Annotated in this window: 22 protein-coding genes; 14 read left to right on the plus strand and 8 right to left on the minus strand. The window is 58.3% G+C overall.

Features of this window, described 5'->3' with window-relative positions; genetic code table 11:
- Positions 1–6: 6 nt before the first annotated feature.
- The gene (locus UB90_RS10175; protein WP_050672446.1) at positions 7–1,449 is read right to left on the minus strand and encodes an ATP-binding protein; all 1,443 of its coding nucleotides are present in this window, start codon (positions 1,447–1,449) and stop codon (positions 7–9) included.
- Positions 1,446–2,165, minus strand: coding sequence for a response regulator (locus tag UB90_RS10180; protein WP_050672447.1), 720 nt, complete (start codon positions 2,163–2,165; stop codon positions 1,446–1,448). The genes UB90_RS10175 and UB90_RS10180 overlap by 4 nt, the downstream gene beginning before the upstream one ends.
- 132 nt (positions 2,166–2,297) lie before the next feature.
- On the opposite strand from UB90_RS10180, the gene UB90_RS10185 reads away from it, so the two are divergent.
- The 3 genes from UB90_RS10185 to UB90_RS10195 all read left to right on the plus strand — a co-directional run bounded on the left by UB90_RS10185 (position 2,298) and on the right by UB90_RS10195 (position 3,815).
- A complete protein-coding gene (locus tag UB90_RS10185) occupies positions 2,298–2,744 on the plus strand; it encodes a DUF411 domain-containing protein (protein WP_043847208.1) in 447 nt (148 codons plus the stop codon).
- A gap of 97 nt (positions 2,745–2,841) precedes the next feature.
- On the plus strand, positions 2,842–3,384 hold the full coding sequence (locus tag UB90_RS10190; RefSeq protein ID WP_050672448.1) for a hypothetical protein: 543 nt from the start codon (positions 2,842–2,844) through the stop codon (positions 3,382–3,384).
- A gap of 119 nt (positions 3,385–3,503) precedes the next feature.
- The gene (locus UB90_RS10195) at positions 3,504–3,815 is read left to right on the plus strand and encodes a DUF2933 domain-containing protein (protein ID WP_037953520.1); all 312 of its coding nucleotides are present in this window, start codon (positions 3,504–3,506) and stop codon (positions 3,813–3,815) included.
- Positions 3,816–4,095: 280 nt separating this feature from the next.
- Here the strand turns inward: UB90_RS10195 and ccmI are convergent, their stop codons facing one another.
- The 4 genes from ccmI to UB90_RS10215 are packed head-to-tail and all read right to left on the minus strand — an operon-like array spanning position 4,096 to position 8,286.
- Positions 4,096–5,253: a c-type cytochrome biogenesis protein CcmI gene (gene ccmI / locus UB90_RS10200; RefSeq protein WP_043847209.1), complete on the minus strand. Its 1,158-nt coding sequence runs from the start codon at positions 5,251–5,253 to the stop codon at positions 4,096–4,098.
- On the minus strand, positions 5,250–5,720 hold the full coding sequence (locus UB90_RS10205) for a cytochrome c-type biogenesis protein (protein ID WP_009824475.1): 471 nt from the start codon (positions 5,718–5,720) through the stop codon (positions 5,250–5,252). Before UB90_RS10205 ends, ccmI begins: the two co-directional genes overlap by 4 nt.
- Positions 5,717–6,283 carry a DsbE family thiol:disulfide interchange protein gene (locus tag UB90_RS10210; RefSeq protein ID WP_009824474.1) on the minus strand — a complete coding sequence of 189 codons (567 nt, stop codon included), beginning with the start codon at positions 6,281–6,283 and terminating at the stop codon, positions 5,717–5,719. The genes UB90_RS10205 and UB90_RS10210 overlap by 4 nt, the downstream gene beginning before the upstream one ends.
- A 2-nt stretch (positions 6,284–6,285) precedes the next feature.
- A complete protein-coding gene (locus UB90_RS10215) occupies positions 6,286–8,286 on the minus strand; it encodes a heme lyase CcmF/NrfE family subunit (RefSeq protein ID WP_043847210.1) in 2,001 nt (666 codons plus the stop codon).
- Positions 8,287–8,482: 196 nt separating this feature from the next.
- Between UB90_RS10215 and UB90_RS10220 the strand changes: the two genes are divergently transcribed.
- The 8 genes from UB90_RS10220 to UB90_RS10250 all read left to right on the plus strand — a co-directional run bounded on the left by UB90_RS10220 (position 8,483) and on the right by UB90_RS10250 (position 15,927).
- Positions 8,483–9,028, plus strand: coding sequence for an EF-hand domain-containing protein (locus UB90_RS10220; protein WP_043847211.1), 546 nt, complete (start codon positions 8,483–8,485; stop codon positions 9,026–9,028).
- 39 nt (positions 9,029–9,067) lie between these two features.
- Entirely contained in the window at positions 9,068–9,535 is a 468-nt protein-coding gene (locus tag UB90_RS10225) for a rhodanese-like domain-containing protein (RefSeq protein ID WP_043847215.1), read from the plus strand.
- 1 nt (position 9,536) lies between these two features.
- Positions 9,537–10,988, plus strand: a complete 1,452-nt coding sequence (locus tag UB90_RS10230; protein ID WP_043847217.1) for a multicopper oxidase family protein — start codon at positions 9,537–9,539, stop codon at positions 10,986–10,988.
- Positions 10,989–11,058: 70 nt separating this feature from the next.
- On the plus strand, positions 11,059–11,202 hold the full coding sequence (locus tag UB90_RS22805; protein WP_009824469.1) for a hypothetical protein: 144 nt from the start codon (positions 11,059–11,061) through the stop codon (positions 11,200–11,202).
- The gene (locus UB90_RS10235; protein ID WP_043847219.1) at positions 11,192–11,866 is read left to right on the plus strand and encodes a TVP38/TMEM64 family protein; all 675 of its coding nucleotides are present in this window, start codon (positions 11,192–11,194) and stop codon (positions 11,864–11,866) included. Before UB90_RS22805 ends, UB90_RS10235 begins: the two co-directional genes overlap by 11 nt.
- 87 nt (positions 11,867–11,953) lie before the next feature.
- Positions 11,954–12,511, plus strand: a complete 558-nt coding sequence (gene petA, locus UB90_RS10240; RefSeq protein WP_009824465.1) for a ubiquinol-cytochrome c reductase iron-sulfur subunit — start codon at positions 11,954–11,956, stop codon at positions 12,509–12,511.
- A gap of 121 nt (positions 12,512–12,632) precedes the next feature.
- Positions 12,633–14,978 carry a heavy metal translocating P-type ATPase gene (locus tag UB90_RS10245; RefSeq protein WP_043847221.1) on the plus strand — a complete coding sequence of 782 codons (2,346 nt, stop codon included), beginning with the start codon at positions 12,633–12,635 and terminating at the stop codon, positions 14,976–14,978.
- Positions 14,979–15,063: 85 nt separating this feature from the next.
- Positions 15,064–15,927 carry a cation diffusion facilitator family transporter gene (locus tag UB90_RS10250; protein ID WP_227512169.1) on the plus strand — a complete coding sequence of 288 codons (864 nt, stop codon included), beginning with the start codon at positions 15,064–15,066 and terminating at the stop codon, positions 15,925–15,927.
- Positions 15,928–16,044: 117 nt separating this feature from the next.
- On the opposite strand, the gene UB90_RS10255 is transcribed toward UB90_RS10250, so the two are convergent.
- Entirely contained in the window at positions 16,045–16,608 is a 564-nt protein-coding gene (locus UB90_RS10255; protein ID WP_227512966.1) for a Crp/Fnr family transcriptional regulator, read from the minus strand.
- Between the two features lie 215 nt (positions 16,609–16,823).
- Between UB90_RS10255 and UB90_RS10260 the strand changes: the two genes are divergently transcribed.
- Positions 16,824–17,207 carry a hypothetical protein gene (locus tag UB90_RS10260; RefSeq protein WP_009824461.1) on the plus strand — a complete coding sequence of 128 codons (384 nt, stop codon included), beginning with the start codon at positions 16,824–16,826 and terminating at the stop codon, positions 17,205–17,207.
- Between the two features lie 69 nt (positions 17,208–17,276).
- Here the strand turns inward: UB90_RS10260 and lgt are convergent, their stop codons facing one another.
- Complete coding sequence (gene lgt / locus UB90_RS10265) at positions 17,277–18,206, minus strand: prolipoprotein diacylglyceryl transferase (protein WP_050672452.1); 930 nt, start codon at positions 18,204–18,206, stop codon at positions 17,277–17,279.
- A gap of 459 nt (positions 18,207–18,665) precedes the next feature.
- Here lgt and UB90_RS10275 point away from each other — a divergent pair, with 459 nt between their 5' ends.
- Together UB90_RS10275 and UB90_RS23295 are read left to right on the plus strand one after the other, a co-directional pair.
- A complete protein-coding gene (locus UB90_RS10275; RefSeq protein WP_050672461.1) occupies positions 18,666–19,331 on the plus strand; it encodes a DUF3047 domain-containing protein in 666 nt (221 codons plus the stop codon).
- A 255-nt stretch (positions 19,332–19,586) separates the two neighbouring features.
- Positions 19,587–20,744: a multicopper oxidase family protein gene (locus tag UB90_RS23295; protein WP_348429606.1), complete on the plus strand. Its 1,158-nt coding sequence runs from the start codon at positions 19,587–19,589 to the stop codon at positions 20,742–20,744.
- The last annotated feature ends 90 nt before the right edge of the window (positions 20,745–20,834 follow it).

Genomic DNA, 20,834 nt, shown 5'->3' on the forward strand with positions numbered 1-20,834 from the left:
ACTAAACTAGTCGGGTTTGAGGTGACGAACAACCCGCGCCATATGTGGCGAGCCTTCCTCTTTCGGGGCTGACTCGGCGCTTTGTTTGACGGGCAGCGTGATTTCAGCGCGCAGACCCCCATCAGTGCGGTTTTTCAGTTCGATAGAACCACCGTGCTCAAGGATGATGCTGCGCGCAATCGACAGCCCCAGGCCATGACCGCCGGTATCCTGTGATCGCGACGTCTCGAGCCTGACATAGGGTCCGAAAACAGCCTCCAGCTGATTGTCGGGAATACCGGGCCCCTGATCGTCGATGGCGACCACTACCTCACTGCCCATGCGTTGCCACGAAACCCTGGCCTCACTCCCGTAGCGGATCGCGTTCTCAATCAGGTTTCTCAACGCGCGCCCCATCGCGCTTGGTTTCACGGATACGATGAGTGGACCTTGGCTGGTCACCTGAACCTTGTCCAAGCCCATACCAGTGATCAGATCGTGCAAATCAACCGATTGGACCTCTTCATGCTGTCCGACGCCCTTCGCGAAATCGAGGGTCGCATCGACCATCCGTTGCATCTCTTCACTTGACGCCACCAAGGACGTGCGCGTGTCTTCGTCGTCCACCATTTCGGCCCGCACCCTAAGCGCCGTCAAAGGCGAGCGCAGATCATGCGCAAGCGCTGCAAGCATCTGGGTCCGGTCACTGACAAATCGCGTCAGGCGATCCTGCATGATGTTGAATGATCGGGTCAGATCCCGAACTTCCTTCGGCCCTACGACCGGCAGATCGCCCTTGGCGGCGCCGCGACCCAGACGTTCGGACGCAGTCGCGAGATCGTTGAGTGGTCCGGTCAGTCGGGACAGGAGAAACCAGAAACTTGCAACCAGCAGAAGTCCCGCAGTCAGTGCAAAGGATATGTTGGACGCCAGCGACCTTTGCAGAGGCGGCCGTTCGAACCGCGTCTCGATGTTGAGCCAATTCCCACCGGACAGCGCAATGGACAGCTCCATCTCGATGGCCGCAAGGCTGCCCTGCATCATTTCGGCGTGCATTTGCGCCATTTCCGGTGACAGGTTCGGAAGGGGCAGCAGACCTCCCTCGATTTCATGAACCTCAACCCGGATATCCCGGCTGTAGCTTTCCTGAAGCAGTGCCCGTATCCGCGCTTCGACCGCTCCACCGTCATCGTGTTGTCCGTGTGCAACCGACGGCTCGTCTGTAAGGTCGAACCGTACGAGCGGAGACGTTGCCGCGCGGACGATCTGGGCATGCAATTCCGGGGGTGCGCCTTCAATCAACTGTGCGACATTTGCGGCCCTTCCGGCGGCTTCGGCACCGATGGCGGCCTGAATGGCTAACGAGCGTTCATCAACGAAAAACCAAAGACTCAGAGCTTGCGCGAGGATCAAGACACCGAGGACCAGAAGGGCAATCTGTGCACGCAACGTCCGCGGAAGCAGCTTCATTCGCAAATCTCGACATCGCAGGAAAGACTATACCCCCCATGCCGGACAGTCGCGATGATCTTCGGGCGCAAAACGTCCTCTTCCATCTTCCGGCGCAACCGGCTCACCTGATTGTCGATGGTTCGGTCCAATGGACCGGCGACCCGGCCGGTGCTCAATTTGAGCAGCTCGTCGCGGCCAATGACCGTCCTTGGCCTTTGCAGGAACAGGGTCAGGAGTTTGAGTTCACCGGATGTAAGTTGCGTACGCGAACCGCCTTGGTCAATCAGTGTGCGGCCATCGAAATCCAGCTTTAGGTGTGCAAACTTCAACGTTTTCCCCGCAAAACCATTCGGTTTTGGGATCAGCTGCGTCCGACGCAATATCGCGTTGATCCGCGCCACCAGTTCCTTGGGATTAAACGGCTTGGCGAGATAATCGTCTGCCCCGCCATCCAGACCCGCGATGCGGTCTTCGTCGTCACCCAATGCGGTCAGCATCAGGATCGGAATATGCCCTTCCTTGCGCAATCGCCTGCACGCGGACAGCCCGTCTTCCCCCGGCATCATCACATCGAGGACAATCAGATCGAAATGCGCTTCCGCCAGCCTTGCGTCCATCTCAACTGCATTTTCCGCCGCTGAAGCACGCATGCCGTTGCGTTCCAGATAACTGGTGACGGATTTCCGAATCTCTGAATGGTCATCGACGACAAGGATGCGTGGCAGATCGCTCATGCCGCCAACATAGTCATTTTCACCAAGGGACGCCCATCCCGTGTTTGTAGCCAAATGTAACAGCGCGGGCAGTCGACTTCGGGATACCGAGCAACTATTTAAGGAAGAACGAAGAACATCGAGGAGTTTTAAGTGAACCGACGTGAATTTGGCCTTACGGCACTCAGCCTGGCCTTGGCCGGGCCTGCTTTGTCGCAAACCGCCGCACCCACGTTGCAGGTGACAAAGACACCGACCTGCGGCTGCTGCGGCGCTTGGGTAAATGAGATGATCGCTGCCGGTTTCAAGGCATCGGTCGAGGACGTGGATTACGACACGCTTCAGGTTCTGAAGCAGAAACACGGCATCGCGCCGGAACTGGCAGGATGTCACACTACGTCCGTGGGCGGATATTTCGTCGAGGGTCACGTGCCTGCGGCTGACATCGGGCGGTTGCTGAGCGAAAAACCTGTCGCGCGCGGACTGACAGCACCGGGAATGCCCATGGGTTCGCCCGGCATGGGCCCCCAAGGTGATCCCTATGATGTGCTGCTTGTACTGATGGATGGGTCGACGCAAGTCTTCGCAACCCACGGCTGACGTGTTTGCCCGCGATACGTTCCGACAAAGTTTTTCGCCGACCTTACCATTCGGCAGATTTTGTTGGAACGTATCCGTTCTGAGCTTGGCAAGCATATTGCCGTTCCTGCTTGTCTACATCCTCGCAACGCCTGGTTTTGCGACGCTGCTGCTGACGAATGGGACCGCGCTCTCGCGCTTCCTCCGGCAGGTCTTTACCAATGGGTTTGTGGTCGTTTTCCTCGTGAATTACTTGGGGTTCGTTTCCGCATCGGTCGCGCTGAAGCAGTACCAGCATCGGCCGATTGTTTACCTGGTTTTAGATGGCCTGCTGCGGAGTGTCGCATTCATTGGGGTTCACATTGCCGTCTATGTGATGTCGGCCGATCTGTTCGGCTCGTTCAACGGCAGCCGTGCAACAGCTTTGAGCGTGGTCGGACCAACGCTCGAGCGGTCGTTCATGTTTGGGAACATCTCGGGCGTATATCTCTATGCCCTGGCGCCCGGCACCTTCATCGCGCTTCTGGTGGTTCTGACAGAACCTTCTGGCGAGGCATCGAAGCCTACCATGTTCAGGACAATGAGCATGGCCTTGCTGTTCAGCCTGACCCCGATCCCCCTCGTCACATTCCTGTCCTATGCGTTGGATCTGGCAACCTGACGGGCCAACTTGGTCAACGACCCGCAGGCTGTCATCTGATCAAATTGTATCCGAATGTACCCTTGACCTTGCCTCACTGGAATGTCGCAGAAGAACACGAGCATATTCTGGAGAGCTACATGTCTGACAATCAAAGTCAAAAATCCACCGGTTCATCGAAACTGATGCAGTATGGTATGATGGCCTGTTGTGCCGTTATGTTGTTTCCAGTCGCCGCATTCTTTATTGCAGGCGGCACGATCGCGGGTCTGTGGGGCAACGTCGGCCTTTTTGCGCCGCTCGCACTTTGTCTTGGTGCGCATGTCGTCATGCACAGGATGATGGGAAAGTCGTGTCACGGGTCAAGAGTTGAACAGGCGAACGAGGCGACTGTGGATGCAGAATTTGAAGATGGCCAAGCTCCCGAACGAGAACTGGTACGCGCCCGCTAGAACGCGGCTGACAATCGGAATTCCGATTGCAGGTATTCTGGCCCTCGGCGGTTGTGCCCAGTCGGCCTCGGGCAAGCTTTGCCCACTTGAGCCCCCTTCCGTGACACGGGATGCGGCACACGACGTCATGCTTCCCGTAGGATGTCGCTTGGTCGGTCAGTCTGAAGGTACTACCCACGAAATAGTCTGTGACGACGGCCGGACCGGATGGGCTTTCGATTAAGCGCCAAACCTTGATCCTGCCTCACATTCACCTGCACAGCGACGGTCGCCCACGCCACTACGGGCGCAACCGTTCCAACGCGCTTTGCACGGCTTGACGGCGCGGGTCATCTCCCGGCACCTCCGACAACAGGATTTCAGCGTGTTCAAACGCCGCGATTGCCGGCGCGGTATCACCCAGAACCGAATAGGCATTGCCAAGCCGCATCCATCCATCAAGATCGTCAGGCTCATCTTCCAGCCGCGTGGCCAGCCGTTCGACCATCGAGCGGATGAAATCCTGTCGTTCCTCCACACTCATGTCCTGCGCGTTTTCGATGTCTTCCTGTGTCGGGCCGGACGCACTGGTCTTCGGGGCATAGTCGGCCAGCGAGATCGGAGCCTTGCCGATCTTCGCGCCAATCCGGTTGGCTTCGCCAACAAAGCTTTCCATCCACGGGAAAAACCTATCCGCATCGTCCAGCCGGGCCACCAGCGTTTCGTGAGCCCGAGCCTCATCGCCCTTCTGCTCGAGCGAGACTGCCTTGAAAAAGGCAGCACCGGGATTGGAAGGATCCAGTTCGTACGCCCGATCAATCGCGGTGTCCGCTTCAGGTGTCACCACACCTTGCTCTGCGTAGATCAGAACCTCGGCCAACATGGAGAAGACGGCGGAATCGGCCTCCGGTCGTTGTGCGACAACTCTATATGCATCGGCTGCATCCGCATACCGGCCCATTTTCGAATAGGTTTGCCCCAGCAGCATCCAGCCTTCCGAAGGCCCGCCTTCGGGGTCTGAACTGAGCCGGACGTACAGACGATCTGTCAATTCGGCGATTTCCGCCGCTTCCTGCCGTTCAGTGGCACGTTCGGCAAAGGCGACACCTGGGATCTCTGGCGAGCCCATTGCGGAGTAATATCCAAAAGCGAAGACCGGCACGAACACTGCGCTCAGAACGACCATCAAGCGGCCCCCTGCCGCCGGTTTCCCATCTGACAGAACGGACCGGCGCGACTGCACGAGGATCCGTCTCTTGATCTCCTGCTCCGCCGCCGTGGCCTCGGTGTCGGAAATGACACCGCGCTCAAGATCCCGCCGAACCTCATCCAACTGATCCATGAGGACCGCATCCGTGGCGTCAGCCGGGACGGGTGTCCGCGACGACCGATGGCGCAGCGGCAGGCCCATGAAAAGCAGACCTACAACGGATAACAGGGCGAAAACCAACCAGATCATGAACCGTCCTTTGAAGCGTTCTCTTCAATGAAACGCGCAATTTCCGCTTTTTCGTCATCGGAAAATCCCGTTGCGGCAGCCCTGCGCCGGCTTCTCGAAATGACGGTCCAGCCGACAAGCAGCGAAACAAGCGCAAACACGAAGGGCGCCATCCAGAGCGCGAGAGTGGCGCGATTCAGGGGCGGGCGCATCAGGACATAATCGCCATACCGGGCGTGGATGTACGCGATGACCTCCTTGTCGCTGTCACCGGCAACAAGCCTTTCGCGCACCAGTATGCGCAGGTCCCGCGCAACCCCGGCGTTGGAGCTGTCGATGTCCTGATTCTGGCAGACAACGCAGCGCAGTTCCCGTGATATTTCACGGGCGCGTTGCTCCAGTACAGGATCCTGCAACATCTCGTCTGGCTCGACCGCCAAGGCCGTCACCGGAAGCAGCAGGAGGAAAGCAAATGCGATATACCTCATCCGTTCTGGCCCCTTGCTAACGCGCCAGCCTGGATCAATGCTTCCCTGAATGTGGAAATCGCCGTTTCGCCCACGACGGGGCCGACATATCTGAACAACACCGTCCCGTCAGAGCCGACAATGAATGTTTCAGGTACGCCCGAAAGGCCCCATTCAATCCCCACTCTGCCGCTCAGATCAGACCCGATCCTTTCGTAGGGATTGCCAAGCTCAGCAAGCCATTTAGTCGCATCCTCCGGCTTGTCCTTGTAATTGATCCCGAACAACGTCAGCCCGTCCTTTTCGACCATCTGGGTCAGAACCCCGTGTTCGGCCCGGCAGGGCACGCACCACGAGGCAAACACGTTCACGATGACCGGTCGCGGGTTCCCGACCAGATCGGCGCGGGAAAGCCCTGGCGTCTCCAACCCGTCGACAGCGGCCAGATCGAATTCGGGTGCCGGCTGCGAGATCAGAACCGAAGGAATGTTGTTCGGGTCCCGGTCCGGGTTCAAGCCCCACAGAAAAAACCCCCCGAAAATGGCCGCGATTGCCAGCGGAATGAATGCCAGTATACGTCCCATGCCTACTCCGCAGGAAGTGCTGCGGGCGCTGTCGCCTTGCGACGGGGTGCCCCGACGCGCAACCGCCGGTCAGACAGCGAAAGACCCCCACCAAGCACAAGCATCGCCGATCCGATCCAGATAAAGTTGACCAGAGGTTCATACAGGATGCGCAGGGTCCAAGCCCCTTGCGTGCTCTCGTCCTCGGCGGCCGGATTTGCGATGGACGCATAGAGATCACCGGCCATTGTCGATCTGATGGCGCTCTCTGTGGTGGTGGTTTGCGCGACCGGATAGGTACGCCGCTCCGGGAAGAGATCGGTGACATAGTTCCCCTCCCGGGCCACACGAAGCGTGCCACGATCCGCGAAGTAATTTGGCCCACGCACACGTTCGGCCCCCTCAAAGGTGACATCGAACCCACCAATGCTGACCTCTGTACCGGGCCGGACAAAGATGATTTCCTCGGATTTCCAGACCGTCGAGCCGATAAATCCGAACATCGCCATCGCGAGCCCCGCATGAGCCAGTGTCATCCCATGAGAGGATCTGGGCAGGTTGCGTGCACGGCGCACCGATTCCGGGAACGGTGCCTCAAACAGCTTTATGCGCATCGCCCATTCCCGCAGGGTTGAGAAAAACAGCCAGAATGCAAGCATCAGCGACAGATACCCCAACACCGGACCGCCCTCGGCGAGATACCAGGTCACCAATGTCGCGAGCACGGCCAGAACGACCACGAAACGCAACCGCTGCAGAACGCCCGCCAGATCGGCACGTTTCCAGGACAGGTAAGGCCCCAGCCCCATCGCAAAGACGAGCGGCAGCATCACGGGAATAAAGGACGCATTGAAGAAGGGCGGCCCCACCGACAGTTTTTCACCGCCCGTCGCGGCTTCGTAGAAGAGCGGGTACAAGGTGCCGAACAGCACAATGCCGGTGGCCGTGGCCAGCAGCAGGTTGTTCACCAATAGCCCCGCTTCCCGGCTGATCGGCTTAAACAGGCCGCCGGGCTCCATTGTCGGCGCGCGCCAGGCAAACAGAGCAAGGGAACCGCCGATCGAAACGGCCAGCAATCCAAGGATATAAAGTCCCCTTTCCGGGTCGACCGCGAATGCATGCACAGAGGTCAGCAGGCCCGATCGGACAATGAACGTGCCCAAGAGCGATAGGGAAAAAGTCAGGATCGCCAGAAGGATTGTCCAGCTTTTGAACGCATCCCGTTTCTCCGTCACGATTGCGGAATGCAGCAGTGCCGTGCCCATCAGCCATGGCATGAAACTGACGTTCTCAACGGGATCCCAGAACCACCAGCCGCCCCAGCCAAGCTCATAATAGGCCCACCAGGATCCCAGCGCGATGCCTGCGGTCAGGCTCATCCAGGCAGCCAGCGTCCACGGACGTACCCACCGTGCCCAGGCCGCGTCCACCCGCCCTTCGATCAGGGCGGCAACCGCGAACGAAAAGACAATCGAGAACCCGACATACCCGAAGTAGAGAAGCGGCGGGTGCATGGCGAGACCGACATCCTGCAATAATGGGTTGAGGTCCTGACCGTCGTCTGCCGGAGGGAAAACGCGGTCGAAGGGATTGGACGTCAGCAGCATGAAAGTCAGGAAACCGACACTGATCCAGGCCTGCACCGACAGCGTTCTTGCCTTCAGCGACAGAGGAATGTTCGATCCGAAGAGGGCGACCGCCGCACCAAACACCGTCAGGATAAGGGTCCACAGCAACAGGGATCCTTCGTGACTGCCCCAGGTGCCTGCCACCTTGAACAGCATCGGTTTGAGTGAATTGGAATTCTCCACCACGTTCTTGACCGTGAAGTCGCTTGTGACGAAGGCTTGCATCAGCGCCAGAAACGCGATGCCGACAAAGAAAACCTGACCGAACGAGGACCATCTGGCAGACTGCATCCACAGGATGTTTCCGCGCCCCGCACCGAGGATGGGCAGCACACTTTGAACAAGCGCCATGGCCAAGGCCAGTGCCAGCGCGAAATGACCGATTTCAGGTGTCAAAGGATCATCAGCCTCTTCAATGAATTCACTGGATCGACGTCTGTCTAGCAAATCGTCCGGCGAACTGTGAGTGGTTGCTTTGTCACCGTTTGTAACAGGATGCTGTGACAAATGATTACAAAACGGCCCGCGCTTGGCCTTTAATCAAAGCGCTATAACGCCAATGTATCTAGGGTAAGTCTGAAAGGAATGAGAAATGAAAAAACAAGAAATTATTGCGCTTGGCGTGGTGATCGCGGTTGGCATGGCGCAAACAGCATTTGCGGAATCCGACGGGGCTGCCGACAGCAAGCCTGACAGCGGGAATATGTCCGGCATGGCGATGGGCGATGGCGACAATCAGATGGGCATGATGGGCGGGGACATGATGCCGATGATGCGAAAAATGATGAAGATGCATGCCGCTATGATGGGTGGCCAGGGCAACATGATGGGAATGATGGATCGGGACATGATGTCGACAATGATGTCCGGTGGACAGCCTCATGAAATGGCCGCGCAGATGTCCGAAAAAATGCGGGAGTTCGATGCGAATTCCGATGGAGCGTTGACACTTGACGAGTTCGAAGCCTTGCATATGGACGCAATGCGCGCGCGCATGGTAGATCGCTTTCAGCATCTCGATGCGGACGGTAACGGCCAGATCTCTCAGGACGAGATGGAAGATGCCGGTACACGGATGAGCAAAATGAACGGTACTTCCACCGGAACGGACATGGAAGGTCATCATGACAGCGAATAAGGGTCAAGCCTGCGGCACTCAGCTTGATGGGGGCAAATTATGGCCTTCTTTCTGACGCGCCGCGGCGCAAGCCTTGCGATGTTGGCCAGTTCCGTTGCACCTTTCTCGGCTGTCGCCCAGACCGCCGAGGTCTGGTCGGCGGACATGGCAGCAGATGCGCTGCAACAGGACCTGATCCGGATGATCGACGTTCGGTCGCGACCGGAATGGACCGACACCGGCGTTGCCGACGGTACCTGGCCCATCAGCCTGCATGAGGACCGTTTCGCCGAGCGGCTTTTTGCCGCCCGGGAACGGGCCGAAGGGCGGCCTGTCGCGCTCATCTGTGCGACAGGCGGGCGGTCTGGCCGCGTCATGCGAAGTCTTCGGCAGGCTGGCTACAGCGGCTTTCTTGACGTATCCGAAGGCATGCTCGGTTCTGCCGCCGGACCGGGCTGGATCGCGGGCGGTTATCCGGTCGTCAGTGTCGATATGGCTCTGGCGGCGCTGCCAGAGGAATTGAGTTGAAGTGAAACTGTTGAACCGTCGAGAACTGTTGGGCCATGCCGCAGGCTTTGGGGCTGCATTTGCCCTGCCATCGGCTGCATTCGCGGCATCGGACAAGAGGCTCGCGTATCCTCCCCTTCTCGATGCGACGACATCCCGGCTTTTTCAGCTGGAAGCCCGCACGGGCGAGACCCGTTTTGACGACGGTGCCGCCAGCGAAACGTTCGGCTACAACCAGGGATACCTTGGCCCGACGATCCGGGTGCAGGCCGGGGTCGAGACACGGGCAGAGGTGCACAACACGCTTGGCGAGCCGATGTCGGCGCATTGGCACGGGTTGGTTGTTGCCGGTGAGTTCGATGGCGGACCACATCAGGCCATCGCACCGGGAGACACCTGGAAGCCGGTGCTGGACCTTGACCAGCCCCCGGCAACGGCCTGGTATCACAGCCACATTCACGGCGCGACGGCACGGCAGGTCATGCTGGGGCTGGCGGGTGTTCTGCAGGTGACGGATGACGCGGATGACGCCCGTGGATTGCCATCCGCCTACGGGGTCGATGATCTGACCCTTGTATTGCAGGACCGTCAGTTCAACTGGCGCGGACGCCTGAAATACGATCCCGGCATGCACCAGTCCATGAACGGGTTTCAGGGCGACACAATGGTTGTGAACGGTCAAATCGGCGCGTCGGCAGCGGTTCCGAAGGGGATCGTGCGGTGCCGTGTCGTCAACGGCTCGAATGCGCGGGTTTACCGCCTGTCCATGTCTGACAGCCGGTCGCTTCATCTCATCGCGACAGATGCCGGATTTCTGGATCGACCGATTGCGCTGAACCGCCTGACCCTTGCACCAGGAGAGCGCGCAGAAGTGCTTGTGGATTTCACAAGCGGGCGGGACAGTGTTTTGAAGTCCGACGATATCATTAATTCGGCCATGGGCGGAATGATGGGCGGCGGCGGTTCCGGCAGTCCATTCACCGTGCTGCCTTTCGCTGTCGACACAACCCTTCCGGTTCGCATCGACGCCCTGCCCGGCTCTCTGGACGGGCAGTTGCCTGATCTTGCGGTCAAGGACGCGCCAGTCCGACGTCTGTCACTGGATATGTCGATGGGCATGGGGATGATGTTCTCGCGGTCCGGTAACCGATTTTCGATCAACGGCGCGTCATACGATTCGGGAACGCTCAATTTTTCCACCAAACTCAACAGCATCGAGCGTTGGATTGTGCGTGGGGCCATGATGATGCACCCGTTCCATGTTCACGGCGTCCGGTTTCAGGTCCTGTCGGAAAACGGTACGGCACCGCGTGCAGAGAACAGGGGTTGGAAGGATACGGTACTGGTGGATGGTGAAGTGGAGCTTGCGATGAAATTCGAAAAACCTGCCTCAGCGGCTGCGCCCTACATGTATCACTGCCACATTCTGGAACACGAAGACGGCGGCATGATGGGGCAATTCAGTGTTGCTTAGCGCAGAAATCCCTTTACCCTCCGCTGACAGGAACCTTTAGGGGAATCCTATTCCTCGATAGAGGTTTGAGATGAAAACCGAATTGCACATCAAGCGGCTGACCCTCGCCGGCGGGCTGTTGATCGTCATCTCTGCGCCTATGCATTTCATCTTGCCCGAGCAAAGGCCAATTGTCTTCGCAGCTCTCTTTCTTTTGGTGCTCCATGCCGCTTAGCAAACCGCGCCTGCATCGGGTTGGGCTATGGTTGGTGGTTGCGCTTGGCGTACTTTTGATAGCCATATGGGCAATGGGATATGGCCCGGCGATAGCCCGCGAGACTATCGAGGTCTGGATAGAGCGGGCCGGCGCTTTGGGACCGTTGCTCATCATCGTGCTCATGATGGTTTCGATCGTGGCAAGCCCCATTCCAAGTGCACCGGTCGCACTGGTGGCAGGCGCGGCGTATGGTCATGTTGCCGGAGCTGTCTATGTCGCCATCGGGTCGGAACTGGGTGCACTCGTGGCATTCATCATCGCCCGCTATATCGGGCGCGACCACGTTGAGCGCTGGCTTGGGGATAAGGCCGGTTTCGGGTTATTGGGCTCTCAAAATCTGTTGATGTTGACGGTGTTCGCGTCTCGCCTCTTGCCCTTCATCTCGTTTGACGCAATGAGCTACGCTGCCGGTCTCAGCCGCCTGCGCCTTTGGCGGTTCCTGATCGCAACTCTGGCAGGCATTCTTCCAGCCAGTTTCCTGCTCGCGCATTTCGGAGCAGAGGCCATGTCGGGAGATTTCGGCACTGCTGAGTGGATCATCATCGGTCTTGGATTGATGACTGCCGCACCGTTGCTGGTCGCAGCGCTCTGGCGAACAAATCGGTCAACCAACGCTTCCTAAGTCTGAGTATGTCAGCAAAAATGAAAACCGTGATTGCCTACTTTACCATTGACCTTCCCCCACAGGAAGCTGCGACCGTGAATCGCTATGGATACACAAACACCACAACTCCGCCGGGATTTCCTGTACTACGCCACCGCCGGAACGGGCGCGGTTGCCGTAGGGGCTGCGGTCTGGCCATTGCTCAATCAGATGAACCCATCCGCCGATGTCCGCGCGCTGTCCCAGATCCGCGTCGATATCTCCGGTGTGGAACCCGGAACGCAATTGACTGTCAGTTTTCTCGGCAAGCCGGTGTTCATCCGGCACAGGACCGACGCGGAAATCGCGCAGGCCCGTTCGGAAGATGTGCTTTCCCTTCCTGATACCGTCGCCAGAAATCCCAACATATCCGGAGATGACCTGGCCACCGATGCAAACAGGGCAGTGGCGGGAAATGAGAATTTCTTGGTCATGATAGGCGTTTGCACGCATCTGGGATGTGTACCACTTGGTGACGGAGCCGGCGATTTTGGTGGTTGGTTCTGTCCCTGTCATGGCTCCCATTATGATACAGCAGGACGCATTCGAAAGGGTCCGGCACCGGAGAACCTGCATATTCCCACGATGTCCGTTTCGGAAGACATGATACTGACCCTGGGCTGACAGGAGCTTCGCGCATCGCGAAGGCCCATAAAATTCATACGCAGCGTTGTCGGAAGAGTCTTGACCCTCCAGTAACTGGAAGGGTTATGTGTTCAATTGTCTTGAAAACGGGAATTAGAAGATGGCCACGGACCAAGAACATCATCATGACATGACGCGCACCTCGACCGCATCAGACCCAGATACAGCGACCGACCCGGTGTGCGGCATGACCGTCGAGATAGACGAAGACACGCGCAGTGCCGAGTATGATGGAGAGGTCTTTCATTTCTGCTCGGAAAACTGCGAAACCAAGTTTGGCAAAGACCCATTTTACTATGCGTCGGGAAACGCCCAAAAGACACCAGCACATGGCGAGGCCGGTACGCAATGGACCTGCCCGATGCATCCGCAAATCCTGAAGGATGAGCCCGGGTCCTGTCCGATCTGCGGCATGGCGCTTGAACCGATGCTTCCATCGGACGAGCCGTCAGAAGAGTTGTCCGATTTCACAACACGCATGTGGATCAGCGCGGCAGCCGCCGTTCCGCTGGTTATCCTGACGATGGGTGAACTGGTCGGCCTACCTGTGCGGGAATGGATCGGACATCAGACGGCTGTCTACATCGAATTCGTCCTCGCAACCCCGATCATTCTCTGGGCGGCTCTTCCCTTCTTCAAAAGGGGGTGGGAATCGATCAGGAATATATCGCCGAACATGTGGACCCTGATCGCGCTTGGCGTCGGGGCTGCCTATATCTATTCGCTTGCCGCAACATTCCTGCCCGGCATTTTCCCCGAAGCGTATCGAAACGGCCAAAGCGTCGGGACATATTACGAAGCTGCGGTTGTGATCGTTGCGCTGATCTTTGTCGGTCAGGTGCTCGAGTTGCGCGCCCGCGAACGGACGGGTGATGCCATCCGTGCATTGCTCGATCTCGCACCAAAAACGGCGCGGCGGATCCTGCCGGACGGGACGGAATATGACGCACCTCTCGAACACATTGTTGAGGGTGACAGGTTGCGGGTACGCCCCGGCGACAGCATACCCGTCGATGCCGAGGTCCTCGAAGGGCATTCATCTATCGACGAAAGTATGATCACCGGAGAGCCGTTGCCGGTCGAGAAAACACAAGGCGACCGGGTCACAGGCGGCACGATCAACAAGAACGGCACATTGGCGATCCGGGCCACACAGGTCGGTGCGGACACGGTCCTGTCCCAGATCGTGGACATGGTGGCAGGTGCAAAGCGGTCGCGCGCGCCGATTCAGGGTCTGGCGGACCGGGTATCGTCCGTCTTTGTTCCGACGGTTGTCGTCATTGCGATCATATCCTTCGTTGTCTGGCTGTTCTTAGGGCCCGATCCCGCGCTCGCCTTCGCTGTTACTGCAGCCGTATCCGTTCTTATCATTGCTTGCCCCTGTGCCTTGGGCCTTGCGACGCCCATTTCGATCACAACGGCGGCGGGCCGCGGGGCACAGGCTGGCGTTCTGATCAAAGACGCCGAAGCACTGGAACGCATGGCGCGTGTCGATACCGTCATCGTTGACAAGACCGGAACACTCACCGAAGGGCGCCCCAAGCTGACAGACGTGGTGCCCACGGGGGACAAGGCTGAAAATGACCTGCTGACAATGGCTGCGGCCCTCGAACGGGGCTCCGAACATCCGCTGGCCGAAGCAATAGTCGAGGGTGCGCTGGCACGGGGGCTGACGCTTCCGAACGCAACGGAATTCGAAGCCGTGACTGGCAAGGGCGTGAAAGGCATGGTCGATGGCCAGGTCGTGGCACTTGGGAATCCCGCCATGATGGCAGAGATCAACGTTGACGCTTCGATTGCGGAATTTGCTGCGGACGACCTTCGTGAATCTGGAAAGACAGCAATGCTTGTGGCGATAGATGGCACTTTTGCCGGCATTGTCGCTGTTGCCGATCCCATCAAGGAGTCCACGGCAGACGCCATCGATGACCTTCATCGCCTCGGTCTCAGGGTCATAATGGCAACCGGTGACAATCAGAAAACCGCCGAAGCCGTCGCCGCAAAGCTGGGTATTGATGAAGTCCACGCAGGCGTCTTGCCCGAAGACAAGAAGGCATTGGTGGACTCCCTCAGACAAGAAGGGGCCCGGATCGCCATGGCAGGAGACGGCGTGAACGATGCCCCTGCCCTGGCGGCGGCTGATGTGGGCATTGCGATGGGCACCGGTGCCGACGTTGCCGTGGAAAGCGCAGGCATCACCCTTCTGGGTGGTGATCTTGTCGGCATCGTGCGTGCGCGCCGATTGGCAAAGGCAACGGTGCGAAACATCAAGCAGAACCTGTTTTTTGCCTTCGCCTACAATACCGCAGGTGTGCCCATCGCGGCTGGTATTCTCTACCCGTTTTTCGGCCTTCTTCTGTCGCCGATGATCGCCGCCGCCGCGATGAGCCTGTCTTCGGTCTCCGTCATTAGCAATGCACTGCGGCTGCGACGGGTACGGCTTTAGTCGCAAACTAAGGAGATAGATGATGGCAGGCGGACATCAGGGGCATATGCCGTCCGGCGGCAAGGGGCTGGCGATATCAGCCTAGTTGACCGGCATCTATTTTGTGATTGAACTGGCGATTGGCCTATGGACAGGGTCAATCGCGGTCATCTCCGACGCGTTCCATACCTTTTCGGCCGTGGGCGGTGTGCTGGTCGCCATTGTCGCGGCGCGTATGGCGTTGCGTCCGGCGGATGAAGAGCGGAGCTTTGGCTGGGCGCGCGCCGAAATCATCGGCGCCCTTGTGAATGGCGGCTTCTTGCTGGCCATGGCGGTTGTTGTCATCGCGATGGCTGCCATGCGCATGTCTGCGCCAATTGATCTTCCAACGGGTCCGATGCTGATTGCGGCTGCCGGGGGGCTCTTTACGGAGTTCATTTCGCTTGCGCTGATCTGGAAGCAAAGCAAGGAAGATCTGAACACGAAGGGAGCGTTCTGGCATATCATCCAGACCTTTGTTGGCAGTCTGTTGATCATCGTGACCGCCCTCGCAATCGAATTCACCGGGTTTCTGCTGATCGACCCGCTGCTTGGCATGGCGTTCGGGTTTGTCCTGCTATGGGCGAGCTGGGGATTGCTGAAAGAAGCGGCGCATCTTTTGATGGAAGGCACGCCTCCCGAAGTGAGTCTGCCTGAAATCAAACGTACCCTTGAAGAACTGCACGAGGTTTCCGATGTTCACCATATTCATGCCTGGGCGCTGACAAGTGGCAAGCATGTCTTCTCCGCGCATCTGCGTGTCACAGATCAAGAAGAGGTCCTGCAAACCGCCTACGACATGCTGCGTAAGGACTTCGGGTTCTTTTTCGCAACCCTGCAGATCGAAACACGGTGCTTCGACGAAAGCGGCGCTGAGGCAATCGACCTTTCAGCGGCGAGCAGTAAGACAGGGCATAACGGCGATCTTTGAAAACAGGTCATCGTCGCGGGCAGCAATTCTCATTGTTATCGGGCAAGCGAAATACCCGCCAAGCTTTGCTACCGCACCTTTTGTTATCTCGAACCGGGCATGGTCCGGCTGATCCATTCAGGGGCGCAAATGATACGTTCCCCGGGTCGGATTTGCGATCCGGCCATCATTCACAAGCTTTCGCAAGGCCCGATAGGTGGCCTCGTGCGAAAGGTGCAGCGCGCTGGCAAAATCGACAACGGAGCTTTCAAGCAGGCCCGCCACCATACCGGCATAGACCCGTTCTTCTGCGCGGCGGATGCCTACGATCTCAAGCGCCTGACGTTGCGCTTGTATCTGCTGTGCCGCTTGCCGCGCATAGGCGCGTGCAAAATCCGGATCTGCAAAGGCAGACAAGACCGCCGCTTTGTCGATCTGTACAAACGCCCCAGCCTCCGCCACGACCGCATCGCAGTGGTATCTATCCGAAAACACCGATGCTTCGGCAAGGCTCATCCCGGGCTCGGCACGGTAGATGATAAATCGTTCGCCATCCGGGCCGACACGCTCAAGATGAACGCGCCCGCACTTAACAACATAAAGGCCGCAGGTCCGCGCGCCCTGACGAAAGACCGTATCCCCTGCGGCCCTCGTCAGCGGACGCAAGGCGGAGGGCGGTATGAGATTATAGGGTTCAGGCATCATATGATCCAAATCATATTTCAGGGTCCGATCAGGTACTAGGCTGAATCCGAATACACTCAGGAAAGGCTGGTCCATGCGACTGATACCCGTTCTCTTCGCTGTCTTGCTTGCGACACCCGTTACGCCGCAACAAATGCATTCATCCATGGGTCACGCGTCCGACGCCCCAGGAAACCGGCCAGTCCGCCTTCGCCGCATTGGCCGAAATAGTTGTGCTGCTCCAGGCCGATCCCGAAACCGATTGGGGCGCCGTCAATATCGACAAACTGAGGGACCATCTGGTCGATATGGACCTTTTGACACGAAAGGCAGAGGTCACCCGCATTCTGCGGCCCGACGGGGCACGGTTCGAAGTGCGTGGCAGCCCGCGTGTCCTGTCGGCCATCAACACAATGGTTCCCGCCCATGCACCGTTCCTTGCCGGTGAAACAGGCTGGAGTGTTGCGTCAGAAGAAATGGAGGATGGTGTCGCACTGATCGTGGGTGGCGATGGTGAACAAATACAGGGCCTTGGTTTCTTTGGTCTGATGACAATCGGTGTACATCATCAAGAGCACCATCTGATGATTGCGAAAGGACGCAAGCCGCATCATTGAGCACGCGCCCAAGGCTCATATGCGGACCCAGGCCGCAATGGTCACTTCGCCAACACTACGCTCGGATATTCACAAAGAATCTGATGTCGACACCAGATCCGCAGAATTAACCGTCACACGCCTGCGGGACCATACGATCAGGGCCGCGCCAAGGATAATCATCGGCAACGACAGCAGTTGGCCCATTGTCAGCCCATAGCCCGCCCAATGAACCGCATGTCCAATCGGGTTGTCCTGCGTGACGAACTGCATATCAGGCTGCCGGAAGAACTCGACAAGGAACCTTGCGCTTCCGTATCCCGCCAGGAACAGGCCAGTAAGGCTTCCGGGAAAGCGCAGCCAACCGCGTTTCCAGGCCAGAAAGATCAGGACCGAGCCAAGCAGGATACCCTCCAGAAGAGCCTCATAAAGCTGGGACGGATGGCGGCCACACAGGCCCACGACGCCCGCACAGGACTGGGCCGCCTCGCCGGGGAATGCCACCGCCCAGGGCACATCGGTCGGACGGCCCCAAAGCTCGTTATTGGTGAAGTTGGCCAGCCGACCGAGGAAAAGACCCGGTGGTGTTGCAACAGCGAGCAGATCCGCCGTTGATAGAACGGGTGCGCCGTTGCGATAGCAAAAAAGCAAGGTGGCCACGACCACGCCGAAAAAGCCGCCATGAAATGACATACCACCCTGCCAGACCATGAAGATTTCGACGGGGTTCTGAAAATAGTACTGAGGTTGATAGAAAAGCACGAACCCCAGCCTGCCCCCCACGATCACGCCCAGAATGATCCATGTCAGCAGGTCTTCCAGTTGCTTGGGTTGCAGCGGCGGCGCCCCGGCCCCCCAGACTGACGAAGAGCGGACCAATGCGACACAGATGCGCCAGCCGATAAGGAGGCCAACAATATAGGCCAGCGCATACCAACGCAGGGCAAAGCGGAACGATCCGATATCAACGGCAAAAATCTCTGTTCCGATGTCAGGAAATTGGATAATCGAAGTCAGCATTCTTTGTTACCTTTGCCTGTTTCACACAAGGCCACATTTTGTTTCCCGCAACGGACGTTGGCGCGTTCAACCCTGTTGTCCCCAGCCCAAAGCGCTGTGGTGAATGTGCCATCCTTGCGTGCGGGAGTCGGTTCCGTTGAACCAGAGATGACGCACATCGGCACCCGCGTCCATGTGTTCAGGCGCTTGTATCCCATGAGTTTTGTACTTGTTTGTAACGGTTGGAAGCTCCGCCGCCTACTGGATCCGTCCGTCGCGGGAAATCAGCCGATCAAGGTCGCGCTCCATGATCTGAATTCGCTCCCGCGTCCTGCAACGACCATTGCGCAACCACATCTATGATCACGGATATGTTCATTGAAGTTGCGCGCGCCCGGCACAATTCAACGGATCATGACGGCACATAATGGTGATAACCGGGATCAAAGCAGGACCAGCGGCATCGCAAAAGGAGTTCAGATGTTTATACGGTCCCTCGCAGCGACACTTTTCATCGCTTTTGTTGCATTAGCTGCAAACGCCCCGCCCCTCTATGCGCAAGGAAAGACAATTCCATTCGATGGAAGCTGGAAAGAACAGGGCCTCTTGCGGCTCTTTTCGAACGAGTACGGCCTGCAAGGTCGGCGGCTGGACGTGATTTCCGATGGCACGGTTTCGGTTCTCTGGCGTCCGGTCAGCGCAGCCCTTGGCACCGCAAAGGCAGCAATGTGGGAATGGTCCGTCACGCAGGGTGTTAAGGGAACCGACCTCACACGGCGCGGCGGCGATGATCGCAATCTTGCTTTGTACTTCATATTCGTCGATCCGCAGACCGCAAGCACGCTTGGCCGAACAACGGCGCGCAAATTGCTGCGTGATCCCAATACGCGGGCGCTGGTTTATGTCTGGGGTGGCAATCATGCGAAAGGCGCATTGCTGAACAGCCCCTACTCGACGGGTCTCAAATCGAAAATTCTGCAAACGGCGCAAACCGGCAACTTCACCGAGAATGTGAACCTGGATCGCGATTTCGTGCGTGCGTTCGGGGACATGCCAAAGGTTCTGGTCGGTCTTGCGGTGACAGCCGACAGCGATGATACCGACGGAAAGATCCTTGCGGCCATTCAGGACCTGCAGATACATTAGGTGCTCTCCGGTATTCCGCCAAACCTGGGCGCCGATCTGCAATGTATCAATATATCTCGCCGGGACGCCCTTCCGCAACGGTGGGGGATGTGGGTTGCAGGCCCCAGAAACGGAATACACGGAAACCCATGCTTAAGCGTCTTCAGATGATGGTTGCGCTTGGCGCAGCCACGCTCCCCCTGCCCCTGAGTGCGGCTTCGGTGCCTGTCACCCTGACGCCCGGCCTTCACCCGGATCGGGTCGCGGGACATTGCAATGCTTGGATTCAATGGCACCTGTCCCGGCCCCGAAATCAGACAGCGCCAGAACGATATTCTGCGGGCGCGGGTGGAAAACGGGCTGGAGGACGGGACCCTCGTACACTGGCATGGCATTCGGTTGCCCAACGCGATGGACGGCGTAAACGTGCTGACACAGGATGTCATCATCCCGAATGAGGGTTACGAGTACCGGTTTCCGGTTTCCGGTTCCCGATGCCGGAACCTACTGGTATCACTCCCACTACCTTTCCTACGAACAGGTCGCCCGCGGACTGTTCGGCCCCTGATCGTCGAAGAACCTGCCCCGCCAGACGTGGATCAGGACATCACGGCCATCCTCTTCGACATTCGGCTTGATGACACCGGCCAGTTCGACATGGAATTCGACCGCGCTGATTTCATAACAGCAGGTAGGCTGGGGAACTTGATGACCACCTTCCTGTCGTCTGAGCAGGCGCGGCTGGGGGATCACATCCGGTTGCGTCTGATCAATCCGACACCGGATCGCATTTTCGAGATACGTATCGACGGGCTGACGGGCTTTTGTGTGGCCTATGACGGGATGCCGCTGCCCGAGCTGGTTTCGCTGGGCAATCTAAAACTCGCACCGGCGCAGCGCATCGACATCATCGCAGATGTGACGGGTGATGTGATCCTAAGAGAAACCGTGCCTTCGGGTGGCGAGGAACTGGGGGGCATTATGTTGAACGGTCAGCGACAAATCCGGTCTGCGCCGATAGCTCCCCTCCCCGCGAACCTCGTGCCCGCGCCCGGAGAGATCACGCAAACGGCAGATCTCTTCATGCAAGGCGGTGCCGGGGACGGCGCGCACGGCGGGTTCGGGGGCTGGGCCTTCAACGACGTGAGCGGTCTGCCGAACAAACCGCTGATTTCGGCAAGACGTGATGAAGCAGTGCAGGTGCGGATGGTGAACGACACTGCTTTTCCGCACGGTATCCACCTGCATGGCCACCATTTCTGGGAAACCGATCAGAATGGTGCGCGAACCCACCTTCGCGACACGACCCTCGTAGCGCCGGGCGAGACGATGACGATTGTGTGCGTACTCGACAATCCCGGCGCGTGGATGCTGCACTGCCATATGCTGAGCCATCAGGCTGATGGCATGGCGACCTGGATGCAAGTCAGCTGAGGTCGGAGCGGTGGTTGCGCCAACCGTTGACGCGAAGCTGTGCCACAACGGGATATCGCTCTTAACAACAAGCACAGGCCCGTCATACAA

It is taken from the genome of Tritonibacter mobilis (genome assembly GCF_001681715.1).
GTDB lineage: Bacteria > Pseudomonadota > Alphaproteobacteria > Rhodobacterales > Rhodobacteraceae > Epibacterium > Epibacterium mobile.